The organism is Serratia quinivorans, from assembly GCF_946227985.1.
Classification (GTDB): Bacteria; Pseudomonadota; Gammaproteobacteria; order Enterobacterales; family Enterobacteriaceae; genus Serratia; species Serratia quinivorans_A.
On sequence record NZ_CAMKGL010000009.1, the window covers coordinates 41497 to 58021 of the forward strand.

The 16525-nt window shown below is 57.2% G+C and carries 9 protein-coding genes; 7 read left to right on the forward strand and 2 right to left on the reverse strand.

Annotated elements, in window-relative coordinates; genetic code table 11:
* Nucleotides 1–17 precede the first annotated feature (17 nt).
* The 6 genes from bcsB (at nt 18) to OCH02_RS19355 (ending at nt 12553) form a co-directional block, all read left to right on the forward strand.
* Nucleotides 18–2327, forward strand: a complete 2310-nt coding sequence (gene bcsB, locus OCH02_RS19330) for a cellulose biosynthesis cyclic di-GMP-binding regulatory protein BcsB (RefSeq protein ID WP_261432576.1) — start codon at nt 18–20, stop codon at nt 2325–2327.
* Between the two features lie 5 nt (nt 2328–2332).
* Nucleotides 2333–3445: a cellulose synthase complex periplasmic endoglucanase BcsZ gene (gene bcsZ, locus OCH02_RS19335; protein WP_261432577.1), complete on the forward strand. Its 1113-nt coding sequence runs from the start codon at nt 2333–2335 to the stop codon at nt 3443–3445.
* Entirely contained in the window at nt 3427–6900 is a 3474-nt protein-coding gene (gene bcsC, locus OCH02_RS19340) for a cellulose synthase complex outer membrane protein BcsC (protein WP_261432578.1), read from the forward strand. The genes bcsZ and bcsC overlap by 19 nt, the downstream gene beginning before the upstream one ends.
* Nucleotides 6901–7189: 289 nt before the next feature.
* Nucleotides 7190–9196: a biofilm formation regulator HmsP gene (hmsP, locus tag OCH02_RS19345; protein WP_261432579.1), complete on the forward strand. Its 2007-nt coding sequence runs from the start codon at nt 7190–7192 to the stop codon at nt 9194–9196.
* Between the two features lie 291 nt (nt 9197–9487).
* Nucleotides 9488–10777 carry a dicarboxylate/amino acid:cation symporter gene (locus tag OCH02_RS19350; protein WP_261432580.1) on the forward strand — a complete coding sequence of 430 codons (1290 nt, stop codon included), beginning with the start codon at nt 9488–9490 and terminating at the stop codon, nt 10775–10777.
* Between the two features lie 282 nt (nt 10778–11059).
* Nucleotides 11060–12553, forward strand: coding sequence for a M16 family metallopeptidase (locus OCH02_RS19355; RefSeq protein WP_261432581.1), 1494 nt, complete (start codon nt 11060–11062; stop codon nt 12551–12553).
* Nucleotides 12554–12580: 27 nt separating this feature from the next.
* Here the strand turns inward: OCH02_RS19355 and ppiC are convergent, their stop codons facing one another.
* A complete protein-coding gene (ppiC, locus tag OCH02_RS19360; RefSeq protein WP_017891252.1) occupies nt 12581–12862 on the reverse strand; it encodes a peptidylprolyl isomerase PpiC in 282 nt (93 codons plus the stop codon).
* Nucleotides 12863–12971: 109 nt separating this feature from the next.
* On the opposite strand from ppiC, the gene rep reads away from it, so the two are divergent.
* On the forward strand, nt 12972–14996 hold the full coding sequence (gene rep / locus OCH02_RS19365) for a DNA helicase Rep (RefSeq protein ID WP_261432582.1): 2025 nt from the start codon (nt 12972–12974) through the stop codon (nt 14994–14996).
* Nucleotides 14997–15027: 31 nt separating this feature from the next.
* On the opposite strand, the gene ppx is transcribed toward rep, so the two are convergent.
* Complete coding sequence (gene ppx / locus OCH02_RS19370; RefSeq protein ID WP_261432583.1) at nt 15028–16524, reverse strand: exopolyphosphatase; 1497 nt, start codon at nt 16522–16524, stop codon at nt 15028–15030.
* Between the last annotated feature and the right edge of the window lies 1 nt (nt 16525).

Here is a 16525-nt window from a genome sequence, read left to right on the forward strand (position 1 = left end):
ACATTGATGATGATACGATGACGAGAAAAATAACCTGGTTTACTGCCCTGGCCTTAGGCATCAGCACCCTGTCTCAGGCTGAGACTGCCACCGCGCCGACCGTTGCCGCGCAACCGCCGCTGGCGGTGCCTGCCGACGCAGCGGTTACGACACCCATGGGATCGGTCGCGCCGCAGGATCCGAATGCGCCGGTGCGTGACGTGCAGTTGCAGTTTGCCCAGATTGCGCCGCCGCCGGGCACCTTTACCCTGCGTGGCACCCGGCCGGATGGCCAGGTCGAATTCGGTGTGCGCAGCGATGAAGTGGTGTCGCAGGCGATGCTCAATCTGGAATTCACCCCGTCACCTTCGCTGATCCCGGTGGAGTCGCACGTCAAGGTGTACCTCAATGACGAACTGATGGGCGTGACCACTCTCGCCAAAGAGCAGCTCGGCAAACCCAATCGTATCCAGATGGCGATCGACCCGCGCTATATCACCGATTTTAACCGTGTGCGGTTGGTGTTCGTTGGTCATTACCAGAACATTTGTGAAAACCCGGCCAGCACCACGCTGTGGCTCGAAGTCAGCAAATCCAGCTCGTTGAATTTGCGCTACCAAACTCTGCCGGTGAAGAACGAGCTGTCGCATTTCCCGGAGCCGTTCTTTGACAGCCGTGACAACCGGCCGCTGACCCTGCCAATGGTGTTTGCCGGTCAGCCGGATGTCACCCAGCAGCGGGCTGCGGGCATTCTGGCTTCGTGGTTCGGCAGCAAAGCGCAGTGGCGCGGCCAATCGTTCCCGACGCTGTATAACAAGCTGCCGGAACAGCATGCCATCGTCTTTGCCACCAACAAGCAGCGCCCGGACTTCCTGCGCGATTATCCGCCGGTCAACGGCCCGACGGTGGAAATGATCAGCCATCCGGATAATCCGTACATCAAGCTGCTGCTGGTGCAGGGCCGTGACGACAACGATTTGATCACCGCCGTGAAAGGCATTGCGCAGGGTAACATCCTGTTCCGAGGGCAGAATGTTACGGTGGACAAGGTCGAACAACTGGCGCCGCGCCAGCCGTATGACGCGCCTAACTGGGTGCGGACCGACAGACCGATGACCTTTGCCGAGCTGCAGCAGTACGCTGAACAACTGCAGACCAGCGGCATCGAGCCTGGGCCGATTTCGCTGACCATGAACCTGCCGCCGGACCTGTTCCTGATCCGCAGTACCGGCATTGATATGCATCTGAAATATCGCTATACCGCGCCACGCATTCAGGACGGCTCGCGCCTGAGCGTCAGTCTGAACAACCAGTTTGTGCAGGCCTATTCGCTGGTGCCGGAGCATGAGCAGGGCGCTCAATTGTTGCGTTTGCCGCTGACCCAGGGGCTGATCGACTCGGACAAGAGCGTCAACATCCCGGCGCTGCGGCTGGGGGCCACCAACCAACTGCGTTTCGACTTTGACTACACCACCCTGCTCGCCAGCGGGGCCGAAGGCCGCTGTGAAACCTACTCCTTCACCGCTAACCATGCGGTGATCGACGGTGCATCGACCATCGATTTTTCCGGTTACCGCCACTTTATGGCGATGCCGGATCTGCGTGCCTTTGCCAACGCCGGTTTTCCTTTCAGCCGTTTGGCCGATCTGTCGCAAACGCTGGTGCTGGTGAACAAGCAGCCACAGCCATCGCAGGTCAGCGCATTGCTGAACGCGATGGGCGTTATCGGCGCCCAGACCGGTTATCCGGCGCTGGCGGTGACGGTGAGTGACGACTGGTCGCAAGCCAAACAGCGTGACGCCGATATTCTGATGATCGGCACTATTCCGCCGGAACTGCGGGACGACAAAAAAATCAACCTGCTGGTCGATGCCACCCAGAGCTGGGTGAAACAGCCGACACGGCAGTTGCCGCTGCCGACCATGGACGTGCTGGCGGAGGACACCAGGGCGGACAGCAAAACCACCATCAGTTCAGAAGGGGCCATGTCGGCGATAGTCGGCGTACAGTCACCGTTTAACGATCAGCGCAGCATTGTGGCATTGCTGGCCGACAGCCCGCGTGGCTACGACCTGCTCAACAATGCACTGCTGGACAGCGGCAAGCGTGCGGCGGTGTTTGGTTCGGTAGCGGTGATCCGCGAATCCGGGGTGAACAGCCTGCGCGTGGGCGACGTTTATTATGTCGGGCACCTGCCGTGGTGGGAGCGTATCTGGCATGCGCTGTCGACCCACCCGGTGTTGCTGGCAGTGATTGCGGTAGTGGTGGTGGTGATCCTGGCGCTGATGTTGTGGCGTGGTTTGAAAGCCTTCAGCCGTCGTCGCCTGTCGCCTGAAGATCGGGATTAATCGCTATGCCTGCGGCATTGAAGCGTCTGACATTCGGCATGTTGCTACTGTGCTCATTCAGCGCGGTAGCCACCTGCGAGTGGCCAGCCTGGCAACAGTACAAACAGTTTTATATCAGCGAGCAGGGGCGGGTGATCGACCCGAGTAGCCCGAATCGTATCACTACCTCGGAAGGCCAGAGCTATGGCCTGTTCTTCGCGCTGGTGGCCAACGATCGGCCTGCTTTCGACCAACTGCTGGCGTGGACGGAAAATAACCTGGCGGCGGGCGATCTCAGCGCCCATTTGCCGGCCTGGCTATGGGGTGAGGACGATAAAAAGCAGTGGACGGTGCTGGACAGCAATTCGGCCTCCGATTCCGACCTGTGGATTGCCTATAACCTGCTGGAGGCCGGTCGCCTGTGGAAAAGCCGTCGCTATCAGACCCTGGGTACCTTGCTGTTGCAGCGTATTGCCCGTGAAGAAGTGGCAGATATCCCCGGTCTGGGGCTGATGTTGTTACCGGGTAAGGTGGGGTTTGTGGCGGGAGATCGCTGGCGGCTCAACCCAAGTTACCTGCCGCCGCAACTGTTGGCGCGTTTTGCCGCGTTGAACGGCCCATGGCGTGCGATGCAGCAAACCAATCAGCGGCTATGGCTGGAAACTGCCCCTCACGGCTTCTTGCCGGACTGGGTAGTGTGGCAGGTCGGCAAAGGCTGGCAACCGGACACCGTCAAGCCGAACATCGGCAGCTATGATGCCATTAGGGCCTATTTGTGGGCCGGTATGCTGGCAGATGACGATCAACACAAGGCGGCGCTGCTCAAGCAGTTGCAACCGATGGCACAGCTCACCGTTCAACAGGGCGTGCCGCCGGAGAAAACCGACACCGCCAGCGGTAAAACCACGGGGAACGGCCCGGTGGGTTTTTCTGCCTCGATGTTGCCGATGCTGGCCAATCAACCCGAGGCGCTACAGGTACAACGCCAACGTATTAAGCAGAACCCGCCGGGCGACAACGCCTATTTCAGCGCCTCGTTGGCGCTGTTCGGCCAGGGATGGGATCAACAACGTTATCGTTTTAATCGGCAGGGTGAACTTCAACCCGCCTGGGGCGGCCAATGCGTAACTTCCGAATAAACTGGCTGGGCCTGGTGCCTTTAAGTCTGGCGATGTTGCCACAGGCGCAGGGGGCAGAAACCGTCGCGCCGGAACAATGGTTGCTGGAGCAGGTGCGCGTTGGTGAGGCCGGCAACAAAGATGAGTTGGTGCGCCAATCACTCTACCGGCTTGAGCTGATGGATCCGAACAACCCGGAGGTGATTTCAGCGCGTATGCGCCTGGCATTACGCCAGGGGAATCAGGCGTTGGCGCAGCAGCAGCTGGATAAGCTGAAAACGATTGCGCCGCAGTCCAGTGCCTATCGCCAGGCGGAAATGAACATGCTGCTGACCCAACCGGAAACCCGCCAAAAGCTGCAGCAGGCGCGGCTGATGGCGACCGCCGGTCGTTTGCCGGAGGCCAAAGCGCAGTATGATGCCCTGTTCCATGGGGATCCGCCGACGCTTGAGCTGGCGGTGGAGTATTGGCGGCTGGTGGCACGGCTGCCGGGACAGGAAGCCGCGGCACTAAAACAACTGCAGGCGTTGGATCAGCAATATTCCGGTAACGTGCCGCTGCGTATGTCGCTGGCGCGCATGTTGTTTAGTCAGGATCGTGATGCACAGGCCTATGATTTGCTGCAGAAAGTGGCGGCCGATCCTGCCGGGCGCGGGGATGCTGCCGATCTGTGGCTGGAGAAAGTGAAGGCCATGCCGGTCAGCCCGCAAAGCCTGGCGGCCCTTAACCGTTTTCTCGGGGTGTTTGAAACCGGCGATCAGGCGGTCAGCGCCCGGCAAGAGCTGGCCCGGCAGCAGGCGTTGTTGTCGGATCCGGCCTATCAGGCACGGGTACGCGGGTTGGCGCAGGTCGACAAGGGCGGCAGCCGTGCCGCCATTCCCGAACTGAAGAAAGCGCTGGCGGCTTCCCCCAATGATGCCGAAGTGCTGGGCGCGCTCGGGCAGGCTTACTCGCGCGCGGGTAATCGTCCGCAGGCCTTGAGCCTGTTCCGCCAGGCGTTGCAAGCCGATAAAAGCGGTTACGGCAGCAGTAAATGGCAGAGTTTGATCAAGAGTAACAGCTATTGGCTGGCGGTCGACGAGGGTGACAAGGCGTTGAAAGCCGGCAATCTGGCGCTGGCCCAGCAAAAATACCAACAGGCACGGCAATTCGACAACACCGACAGCAGTGCGGTGATCGGTTTGGGTGACGTTGCGGTCGCGCGTAAAGATGACGCCGCCGCCGAACGCTTTTATCAGCAGGCATTGCGGTTGGATCCGGGCAGCGGCAGTGCGGTGCGTGGTCTGGTGAATATTTACCAACGGCAATCGCCGGAAAAGGCGCTGGCCTACCTCAACAGTCTGCCGCGCAGCCAGCAAAACAAAATGCGCAGTACGCTGGAGGGTTTGCAGCTCGATATGCTCAAGCAGCAGGCCGATCGGCTGGTTCAGCAGCAGCAGTGGCACCAGGCGGCCGAAAAATACCGTCGTGCCCAGCAGATGGACCCCGATGACGTCTGGTTGACCTATCACTACGCGCAAACGCTGCGTCAGGCCGGGCAGCCGCAGCAGGCGGATACCCTGTTCGCTCGGCTGGCGCAAAAACAGCGTGGTAACCCGCAGTTGGCCTATGCCTATGCGCTGTATCTCTCCGGTAGCGATCGCGACCCGCAGGCGCTGGCACAGTTGAATGCCTTACCCACCGCACAGTGGAACGACAATATGCGCGAACTGGCGCAGCGTTTGAAAATGCAGGCAACGCTGGAGCATGCCGAGCAGCTACGCACCGCAGGTGATGAGCCGGGCGCGGTGGCTTACCTGCGTCGACAGCCGGTGGATACCCGTATCGATCTTCAGTTGGCCGATTGGGCGCTGGCACGCGGTGACTATGACGCCGCACTGGTCGACTATCAGCGGGTGCGGGCGCGCGAACCGAATAACCCGGATGCGCGACTGGGCGAAATCGAGGCTTATGTGGCGCAGGGCAAGCTGAACGAGGCACGCCAGCGGCTGCAAACCAACGCGCCGGAGCCAATCCCCTCAGGCAACAGCGAGCGACGGGAGGCTAACGCCTGGTATGCCGTTGGCGAACCGCAAAAAGCCACCGACATCTTTACCCGGCTAAAAACCGCGGCCCAGCCAGAGCCGGCAAGCCAGTCGAAGGCGTTGATTTACCGTGATGCGGCGCGGCTCGAGCGCGACCAACGCCAACCGGCGCTGGCGCAACAGGATTACAAACAGGCGATGGTGGCCAGCGGCATTGCGCCGGACGTGCCGCAGGATAACGACAGTTACACCTATCTGACACGCAACAACCCGAGCGATGACTGGCTCAAGCGAGGTATTCGCTCGGACGCGGCAGATTTGTACCGTCAGCAGGACGTTAACGTCACGCTCGATCACGATTACTGGGGCTCGAGTGGTACCGGCGGTATCTCAGATTACAAAGCGCACGACACCATGCTGCAGGTGGATATGCCGTTGTACGACGGGCGGGCATTTTTCCGTTCCGATACCGTGCAGCTGGATGCCGGCCGTTTCTCTACCGACGGCAGCGGCAAATATTACGAAACCTTTGGTACCTGTAATACTCAGGGTTGTAGCGGTGACGAACATCAGAAAACCACCGGCACCAGCGTGGCGGTGGGCTGGCAGAACGATCGCTGGTCAGGGGACATCGGCACCACGCCGATGGGCTTTGAGGTGGTCGACTGGGTCGGCGGGCTGGCCTACAGCAATGACTGGAACCACATTGGCTGGACGTTGGCGGCTTCGCGTCGACCGATTTCCAGCTCATTGCTGGCGTTTGGTGGTACCAAAGATCCGAACACCGGCACCACCTGGGGTGGCGTTCGCGCCACTGGAGTCAGCCTGAGCGGCAGCTACGATCGTGGCGAGGCTCATGGGGTCTGGGCCGATCTCAGCGCACATCAGTTGACCGGTAAAAACGTTGAGGATAACCAACGTGAACGCTTTATGGCCGGTTATTACTACAAGCTGATCAATGAAGATAATCGCCGCGTCACCGTCGGGCTGAACACCATGCTGTGGCACTATCAGAAGGATTTGAGTGGTTACTCTCTTGGCCAGGGGGGCTATTACAGCCCGCAGCAATATATGTCGCTGGCGCTGCCGGTCAATTATCGCCAGCGAACCGAGAACTGGTCATGGGAGCTGGGTGGGTCGGTGTCGCTGTCCCATTCGAAAACCAACAGTCAACAACGTTATCCGCTGCAAGGGCTGATCCCGGACTCGCTGCCGGACAAGTTTGCGGTAGAAGACGGCAGTTCTTCTTCCGGTGTCGGTTATACCCTGCGGGCGATTGTCGAGCGACGCCTCAGTTCGCACTGGACGCTGGGTGCCGGGCTCGATATCCAGCAGGCAAAAGACTATACACCAAGCCACGCATTGATTTATCTGCGCTATTCGATGGCCGGTTGGCAAGGCGACCTGGATTTACCGCCGCAGCCGCTGACGCCATACGCCGATTTCAAGTAACTCAACTCAGGTAGATTCAGAGTGTCGGCACAGGGTAGTTTTGCTACCCTGTGTGAGTTTGGTATGCATCCTGAGATACCTGGGCCTGGCGCACCGAGGGCACTATCACTAATAACTGGCTTTGTAAGCCGCGTTTCATTAGGAAAAGACTGAAACCCGCGGTTTTCTTGGTTTTGTCCTGGGTATGGCAAGATAAAAACAGCTGACAATCGAGTATACTCAGACCGGTCCGAGGGATGGGTATTATTCATCCCTTTTTTATTTCAGCCCGAATTAGCGGAGAGCAGGTTTGCGGGTCAGGCGTTCATTAACGATTAAACAGATGGCAACGGTTTCCGGCGTGGCGCTGGTGACAATCTGTATCTTTATCGTGATCCAGTTATTCCATTTTGTGCAGCAGCGCAGGGATGACTATGCCCAGCAACTGGAAAATATTGCTCATTCCGTACGCCAGCCGCTGGCGGAGGCCGTGCTGCGCATGGATGTGCCGGAAACCAAGCGGGTGCTGAACACCTTGCTGCCGGTAGGTATCCTGAGCCGGGCGGATATTGTACTGCCGAACGAATTCCAGGCATTACACGCCAATTTCCCGCCTGAACGCCCGGTACCGACGCTGATTGCTCGCCTGTTTGAGCTGCCAATCCAGATTTCCGTTCCGCTCTATTCGCTGGAGCGCGTGCCGGCCAACCCGCAGCCGTTGGCTTATCTGGTGCTGCAGGCCGACTCGTTCCGCATGTACCAATTCATTCTCAGCATTCTGTCGACCATGTTATCGACCTATTTGCTACTGGCGCTGATTCTGTCGGTTTCTATCAGCTGGTGTATGAACCGGCTGATGGTGCATCCGCTGCGCGCGATGGCCAAAGAACTGGAAAATATTTCCCAGGAAGAAGCGCCTTACCATCAACTGATGCTGCCGGCGTTACACCAGGACGACGAACTGGGGTTGTTGGTTCGCAATTACAACCGCAATCAGCAGCGGTTGGCCAAAGCCCATGCCGAAATGAGCCGTATGAGCACCCATCATCCGGTTACCGAGCTGCCGAATCAGGCGCTGTTTACCGCTCTGCTGGAGCAACATATTGCTTCCAGCCTGAGGCCTGAGCGTTTTAATTTGCTGGTTATTGGCATCGAAACCTTGCATGAGGCCTCCGGTGTGCTCAACCCGGCAATGCGTGAAGCCCTGCTGCTGACGTTGGTTAAGAAACTGCGTGAGTGCATCGATGAAAACGGCGTGCTGGCGCAGCTGAGCAAAACCGAGTTTGCCATTCTGGCCAAAGGTGTTGAGCGGCCGTTCCACGCCATGCAATTGGCGCGTCGAATCATGGCACAGATTAACGCGCCGCTGAGCCTGCAGGATATGCCGCTGCGGCCCAACGCCAGCATCGGCATCGCCCATTATCTTAATCCGGGAGAAAGCGCGGAGCAGTTACTGCGCAGTGCCACCTCGGCGATGATGTCGGCGCATCGTGAAGGTAAAAATCAGGTGTTGTTCTTCGAGCCCAGCCTGACGGAGCGTACGCAAAAACGACTGACGCAGGAAAGTGAAATTCTGCAAGCCATCGAACAGCGTCGTTTCACCCTGTTTTTGCAGCCTCAGGTCGATATGCAGTCCAACTCGGTGATCGGCGCCGAGGCCTTGCTGCGCTGGCAGCAGTACGACGGCAGCTTTACCCTGCCGGCCGAAGTTATTCCGTTAGCCGAAGAGCTGGGTGTGATTGTGCCGCTCGGCAACTGGGTGCTGGAAGAGGCTTGCTTGATCCTGGCCGATTGGCAGGCCCGGGGTATTACGCTGCCGCTGGCGGTCAATGTGTCCCCAATCCAGATGCGGCATGAGGATTTTATTCCGCACCTGAAGAACCTGCTGGCGCAGTATCAGATTGACCCGCGCAAATTGCTGCTGGAAATTACCGAAACGGTGCGTATTGACGATCTCGATCGCGCATTGGCGCTGTTGCGGGAGTTGCACGATTTGGGGCTTTCCATCGCGCTGGATGACTTCGGCATGGGATATTCCAGCCTTAATTACCTCAACCGATTGAAATGCCTGCCGATCGATTTGATTAAAATCGACAAGAGCTTTATTCAGGGCCTGCCGACGGACGATGCCATGGTGCGTATTGTCAGTTCGATTTCTGAGGTGCTGGCTCTGCCGGTGATGGCCGAAGGTGTTGAAAATGCCGAGCAGCGTGACTGGCTGTTGCAGCAGGGTATTCATAGCGGCCAGGGCTTCCTGTTTGCTCGTCCGTTACCGCGCAGTGAGTTTGAAGCCGAATTCTGCCGGCCTTCGGCCTGACTCCCTTTTGCCTTTCGTCATGGGTGACATCCGGGTCGCCCATTACCCTGTCCGAAAACCGCCAGTGATACCTACCTCTTTTGCGTTAGTGCAAACAAAGGGTTACGCAATTTATAACCTTGCATTTGGGCTGGCGCGTTTCAGCTCTTAAATTCGTATCAACATGTATCTATTGGTGCAACAAATTATTTCCATGTTGTTAGGTGGGTGTTATTTTCCGCGCAAGCGATGAACAGGCGAGATAACTAGACTACCGCCTGGTGCGTGTCTTCCCCTCCAAAGGATGTTCATATGAAACTCACTATCTTTAAGAGCCTCTATTTTCAGGTGCTGACAGCGATTACGCTGGGCGTCCTGCTTGGCCATTTCTACCCTGACATTGGCGCGCAGATGAAACCTCTGGGCGATGGATTCGTCAAACTGATTAAAATGATCATCGCTCCGGTGATTTTCTGTACCGTGGTGACCGGTATCGCGGGCATGGAGAGCATGAAGGCCGTAGGCCGTACCGGCGCGATTGCACTGCTTTATTTTGAAATTGTCAGCACCATTGCGCTGCTGATTGGTTTGCTGATCGTCAACCTGGTACAACCGGGTGCCGGGATGAACATCGACCCCGGTACGCTGGATGCCAAAGCGGTAGCCGTCTACGCCGAACAAGCCCAGCAGCAAGGCATTGTCCCGTTCTTGCTGGACATCATTCCCGGCAGCGTGATTGGTGCCTTTGCCAGCGGCAATATTCTGCAGGTGCTGCTGTTTGCCGTGCTGTTTGGTTTTGCCCTGCATCGCCTGGGCGATAAGGGCCAACTGATCTTCAATGTGATTGAAAGCTTCTCCCGCGTGATCTTCGGCATCATCAATATGATTATGCGCCTGGCGCCGTTGGGAGCCTTTGGGGCAATGGCGTTCACCATAGGTAAGTACGGCGTGGGCTCGCTGCTGCAGCTCGGTCAGTTGATCGCCTGTTTCTATCTCACCTGCGTTCTGTTCGTGGTGGTGGTGCTGGGCTCGATTGCCCGCGCCAACGGCTTCAGCATTTTTAAGTTTGTTCGTTATATAAGAGAAGAGTTGTTGATCGTGCTCGGGACCTCTTCTTCCGAGTCGGTACTGCCGCGTATGCTCGACAAGATGGAAAAACTGGGCTGCAAGAAATCGGTGGTGGGCCTGGTTATTCCGACCGGCTATTCCTTTAACCTGGACGGCACCTCAATCTACCTGACTATGGCCGCGGTGTTTATCGCGCAGGCGACCAACACCCATATGGATGTTATCCATCAGGTAACGCTGCTGGTGGTGCTGCTGCTGTCCTCTAAAGGGGCGGCAGGGGTGACCGGCAGTGGCTTTATCGTGCTGGCCGCCACCATTTCCGCCGTCGGTCATCTGCCACTGGCCGGTCTGGCGCTGATTCTGGGTATTGACCGCTTTATGTCTGAAGCCCGTGCGCTGACCAACCTGGTCGGTAACGGTGTGGCCACGGTGGTGGTGGCAAAATGGTGTAAACAGCTGGATGAAAAACAACTGCATGACACCCTGTCCAACAAGACTGGCTCAGGAGCCGATAAAACGCTGCCTTCAGCCTGATTTTATCCTCAAATCACCGGTTGCCACGGCAACCGGTGACATTTTATCCCCCCGCGTAATGATTTCTTGCATTAAAAATACGGTTATCCATTATTTTTCACACTAATGAGTGACATCCGCAAAGGCGCGCGGTCTAACTCGATGGTACACTTTCTACTTTCCGCCCCACTGTGAAACTCAGGGCGTTTTGTTTGTAGGCTGTTGGTTGCAGCCTAATATTCCGGTAAATGGAATATCCGCATTTGCATAAAGAAATTGGATAGTCATTAAGTAGGGGTTCACATGCAGGGCACCAGAATTCATCTCATAGCAGGTGGGCTGCTGTTGGCTGTAGCCAACAGCAGCGTGCAGGCTGAAGCACTACAACCCGATCCTGCCTGGCAGCAGGGGGCATTGGCCAACGGGTTTTCATGGCAGATATTAGACACACCGCAGCGGCCGAGCGATCGCGTCGAGCTGCGGTTGATGGTTAACACCGGCTCTTTAGTGGAGTCTTCACAACAGATTGGCTTCGCCCATCTGTTGCCGCGCCTGTCGTTGGCGCGCAGCGAAAGCTTTACGCCGCCGCAGTTGCGCTCACTGTGGCAACAAAGCGTAGACAGCGAACGACCTTTGCCGCCGGCCATCAGTTCTTATGACTTCACCATTTATAATCTCAGTTTGCCGAATAACCGCCCAGATCTGCTGAAAGAAGCGCTGACGTGGCTTTCCGATACCACCGGCAAGCTGGCGATCGACGAACATACGGTGCATGCGGTGGTCAACTCCAGTGTTGATCCGGTTGGCACTTTCCCACCGAATCCAAAAGATGCCTGGTGGCGCTATCGCCTGAAAGGCTCAACGATGCTGGCACACGATCCGGCCCAGCCCGCCAAGCGACCGGTGAATGTTGATCAACTGAAGAAATTCTACCAGCAGTGGTACACCCCGGACGCGATGACGCTGTACGTGGTGGGCAAGGTAGACAGCCGTAGCCTGAGTGAACAAATCAACAAAGCCTTCTCGCCGCTGCAAGGCAAGCGTGAAACGCCGGCCCTGATGCCAACGCTGACTTCACTGCCACCACAGCCGGTCAGCCTGATCAGCGAGCAGGTGAAGCAGGATACGCTGTCGATCATGTGGGATGCACCCTGGCACCCGATCCGTGATTCGCAAAATCTGAGCCGCTATTGGCGCGGGGATATGGCTCGCGAAGCGCTGTTCTGGCATCTCCAGCAGGTGCTGGACAAGAGTGACCAGAAAAACCTGCATCTGGGCTTCGATTGCCGCGTGCAGTACCAACGCGCCCAATGTGCCATCCATCTCGACACGCCAAACAACAACCTGAACAACAGCCTGGGCTTTATCGCCCGCGAGTTGGCTAACGTGCGTAATAACGGTTTGTCGCAAGACGAGTTTAACGCACTGCTGGCGCAGAAAAACGATCAACTCAGCAAGCTGTTTGCCACCTATGCCCGCACCGATACGGATGTGTTGATGAGCCAGCGCCTGCGTTCGCAACAGAGCGGCGTAGTGGATATCGCGCCGGAGCAGTATCAAAAACTGCGTCAGGAGTTCCTGAGCGGATTGACGCTGGAAGCGCTGAATCAGGAACTGAAACTTCAGCTTTCGCAAGATGCGACCCTGGTGCTGATGCAGCCGAAAGGCGAGCCTGAGATGAGCATGAAGCAGTTACAGGAAACCTATACCGGCATTATGTCCCCGGCACCTGCCGTAGTCTCGGAAGAGGTTAAACCTACCGATACCGCTCCAGCGCCGGAGACCAGCGCACAGTAAGGGGTGGGGGGGCGTTTGCCCCCTCAATCAACTGCGGTACAGCACTTTGATGATGTGGTAGCCGAACTGGGTTTTGACCGGGCCGTAGGGCTTGAGCAGCGGAATGCTGAATACCGCTTTATCGAAGGCTGCCACCATGGTGCCCTTGTTGAACTCGCCCAAAGAACCGCCATTGCGTTTTGATGGGCAAGTTGAGTATTTGCGCGCCAGGGTGTCAAAGCTGACGCCGCGTTTAAGCTTGGCCAGCAGTTCATCGGCCAGTTTTTCGTTATCTACCAGAATGTGCAGGGCGCACGCCGTCTTTGCCATGGTATTGCCTTTATCAATACAGAAATTGCGCTGATTATACCCGTTAAATCTCGTCGACGCTTTCTGCTACAATCCTCTCCCACGTTATAAAGTCGAGCAATAAAGCGCCATGCGATTAAATCCCAGCCAACAACAAGCCGTCGAATTCGTTACCGGGCCCTGTCTGGTGCTGGCCGGTGCCGGTTCCGGCAAGACGCGCGTCATCACCAACAAAATCGCTCACCTGATCCACAACTGTGGTTATCAGGCGCGGCACATCGCCGCCGTGACCTTCACCAATAAGGCTGCGCGCGAGATGAAAGAGCGTGTGGCGCAAACCATGGGGCGCAAAGAAGCACGCGGACTGATGATTTCCACTTTCCACACGCTGGGGCTGGAAATCATTAAACGTGAATATGCCGCGCTGGGGATGAAGTCCAACTTCTCACTTTTCGACGATCAGGATCAGCTGGCGCTGTTGAAAGAACTGACCGAGAAATGGCTGGAGAATGACAAGACGCTGGTGGCGCAGCTGATTTCCACCATCTCCAACTGGAAGAATGACCTGATCGATCCCCAGAAGGCGATGGAGCTGGCGCGCTCTGAACGCGACAAGCTGTTCGCGCATTGCTATGGCCTGTATCACGCGCATATGCGTGCCTGTAACGTACTGGATTTTGACGATTTAATCCTGCTGCCGACACTGCTGCTGCAGCGTAATGAAGAAGTGCGCGAACGCTGGCAGAATCGTATCCGCTACCTGTTGGTGGATGAATATCAGGACACCAACACCAGTCAGTACGAACTGGTGAAGTTGCTGGTGGGTAACCGTGCGCGTTTCACCGTGGTGGGGGACGACGATCAGTCGATTTACTCCTGGCGTGGTGCGCGTCCGCAAAACCTGGTGCTGCTGAAGGAAGACTTTCCGGCGTTGCAGGTGATTAAGCTGGAGCAGAACTACCGCTCCAGCGAGCGTATCCTGAAGGCGGCGAATATCCTGATCGCCAATAACCCGCACGTGTTTGAAAAACGGCTGTTTTCCGAGCTGGGTTACGGTGAAGAGCTGAAGGTGGTGACCGCCAATAATGAGGATCATGAGGCCGAGCGTGTTGTCGGGGAGCTGATTGCCCATCACTTCGTGAAGAAAACCAACTACGGCGATTATGCGATCCTTTATCGTGGTAACCATCAGTCACGGCTGTTTGAAAAAATGCTGATGCAAAACCGCATCCCTTACAAAATTTCCGGTGGCACCTCGTTTTTCTCACGGCCGGAAATCAAGGATCTGCTGGCCTACCTGCGTGTTCTGACTAACCAGGATGATGACAGCGCATTTCTGCGCATCGTTAACACGCCAAAGCGTGAGATTGGCCCGGCAACGCTGCAAAAGCTGGGTGAATGGGCCAATCAACGTAACAAAAGCCTGTTCCGCGCCAGTTTCGATCTCGGTCTGAGCCAGCACCTGACCGGTCGTGGGTTGGAGTCGCTGCAGCGCTTCACTCACTGGCTGGACGGGATTGCTCAGTTGGCGGAGCGTGAACCGATAGCCGCGGTGCGCGATCTGATCCGCGGTGTAGATTACGAAAGCTGGCTGTTTGAAACCTCACCCAGCCCGAAAGCCGCCGAAATGCGCATGAAAAACGTCAATACCCTGTTCGGCTGGATGACGGAAATGCTCGAAGGCAGCGAGCTGGATGAGCCAATGACGCTGACCCAGGTGGTAACGCGCTTTACCCTGCGTGACATGATGGAACGTGGCGAAAGCGACGAGGAGCTGGATCAGGTTCAGTTGATGACGCTGCATGCTTCCAAAGGACTGGAGTTTCCTTATGTCTTCCTGGTGGGGATGGAGGAGGGGTTACTGCCGCATCAGAGCAGTATTGATGAGGATAACGTCGATGAAGAGCGGCGTTTGGCCTATGTGGGGATCACTCGTGCCCAAAAAGAGCTGATTTTCACCCTGTGTCGCGAACGTCGCCAATATGGTGAACTGGTGCGGCCGGAGCCAAGTCGTTTCTTGCTGGAACTGCCGCAGGATGACCTGGCGTGGGAAAGTGAACGTAAGGTGGTCAGTCCGCAAGAACGGATGCAAAAAGGTCAAAGCCATCTGGCGAATATTCGCGCTCAGTTGGCCAAGGCTAAAGGCGGAAGTTAGAAGAAAGGGCGCGATTAGCGCCCTTGTCATATCAACGTTGTTCTTCCAGTATCAACGGCCAATGAACATAGCTTTGCCAATGACTTTCCTGATCCAACGCCTCTGCCCGTAGCGGGTGCTGTTCCAGCCAACCTGGCGGCAGGATCACCGTCAGCTCATCATCATTATTGGCACGCAGGCGCACCGCCGGCAGCGTATCGTCGCGGCGACGGCTGGCGAAGATGATGGCCAGGCGCAAAATCCGGCATAAACGTTGCGCCGTACGCGGCGGCAGGGCGTTTTGCTGGCTCAGCAGTGGCAGATCGATAGTGTTGCTCTGGTTTTGCAGCAGGGTGGCCAGCAGTTTTTTCTGTGCCGGGGTGAAGCCGGGTAAATCCAGATGGCGAATCAGGTAGGCGGCGTGTTGCGGCGCCTGTTTGAAATCAACGCTGAGGCCGATTTCGTGGATCAGGCAGGCGCTGTGCAATAACTCGCGACATCGCGCATCCAATTGCCATTCATTGCTTACCTGCTGCGAGAAGTTGGCGGCCAATTGGCTGACGCGTTCGGCTTGTTCGGTATCCAACAGATAACGTCGTTGCAGGTTGCGAATGGTGCGGTTGCGAATATCCTGTTCGACCGGCAGATGCAACATGCCGTAGACCAGTCCTTCGCGCAGTGCGCCGCCGGCCAGCATCATGCTTTCGATGCCCAACTCCTGGAAAATCGCCAGCAGGATCGACAGCCCGCTTGGGAACACCAGAGCGCGCTCCAGCGTCAACCCTTCAATTTCCAACTCTTCCAGCTTGCCGCACTGAATGGCGCGCTGTTTCAATTGGCGCAGTTTGGACAGGGTGATACGTTCATCCATGCCCTGTGCCACCATGATTTCCTGCAGCGCCTGGACGGTGCCGGAAGCGCCGACGCAGACTTGCCAACCATGCTGACGCAGCTGTGGCGCGATGGGACGCACCATTTCACGTGCAGCCTGTTCGGCCCGCTCGAAATTCTCCTGCCCCAAATTGCGATCGCTGAAGAACCGCTCCAGCCAGGTGACGCAACCCATTGACAGGCTGTACAGCTGGGCCGCCTGTGCGCCGGTACCGGTGACCAGCTCGGTGCTGCCGCCGCCGATATCGACCACTAAACGCTGGTCCGGACCGCCGGTAGTATGGGCAACGCCGTGGTAGATCAGCCGTGCTTCTTCCTCACCGCTGATCACCTGGATCGGGCAGCCGAGAATTTGCTCTGCGGTTTGCAGAAACTCATCGGCATTGGACGCCAGACGCAGCGTCGCCGTGGCGACCACTCGGATCTGTGCGCGTGGAATGTCCTGCAGGCGTTCGGAGAACAACTTCAGGCATTGCCAGCCGCGCTGCATGGCTTCATGCGACAGGAGATTGTTTTGATCCAGCCCGGCCGCCAGACGCACCTTGCGCTTGATGCGCGCCAAAGTCTGAATACTGCCGGCTACCTCGCGCACCACCAACATGTGGAAGCTGTTGGAGCCAAGGTCGATAGCGGCATAAAGTGCGCTGGAACTGAGCATG

What these genes read in the sequence shown, in the direction of transcription:
- bcsB (WP_261432576.1), top strand. Translation starts at nt 18, where the DNA reads ATGACGAGAAAAATAACCTGGTTTACTGCCCTGGCCTTAGGCATCAGC.
- bcsZ (WP_261432577.1), top strand. Translation starts at nt 2,333, where the DNA reads ATGCCTGCGGCATTGAAGCGTCTGACATTCGGCATGTTGCTACTGTGC.
- bcsC (WP_261432578.1), top strand. Translation starts at nt 3,427, where the DNA reads ATGCGTAACTTCCGAATAAACTGGCTGGGCCTGGTGCCTTTAAGTCTG.
- OCH02_RS19350 (WP_261432580.1), top strand. Translation starts at nt 9,488, where the DNA reads ATGAAACTCACTATCTTTAAGAGCCTCTATTTTCAGGTGCTGACAGCG.
- OCH02_RS19355 (WP_261432581.1), top strand. Translation starts at nt 11,060, where the DNA reads ATGCAGGGCACCAGAATTCATCTCATAGCAGGTGGGCTGCTGTTGGCT.
- ppiC (WP_017891252.1), bottom strand. Translation starts at nt 12,862, where the DNA reads ATGGCAAAGACGGCGTGCGCCCTGCACATTCTGGTAGATAACGAAAAA.
- rep (WP_261432582.1), top strand. Translation starts at nt 12,972, where the DNA reads ATGCGATTAAATCCCAGCCAACAACAAGCCGTCGAATTCGTTACCGGG.
- ppx (WP_261432583.1), bottom strand. Translation starts at nt 16,524, where the DNA reads ATGCTCAGTTCCAGCGCACTTTATGCCGCTATCGACCTTGGCTCCAAC.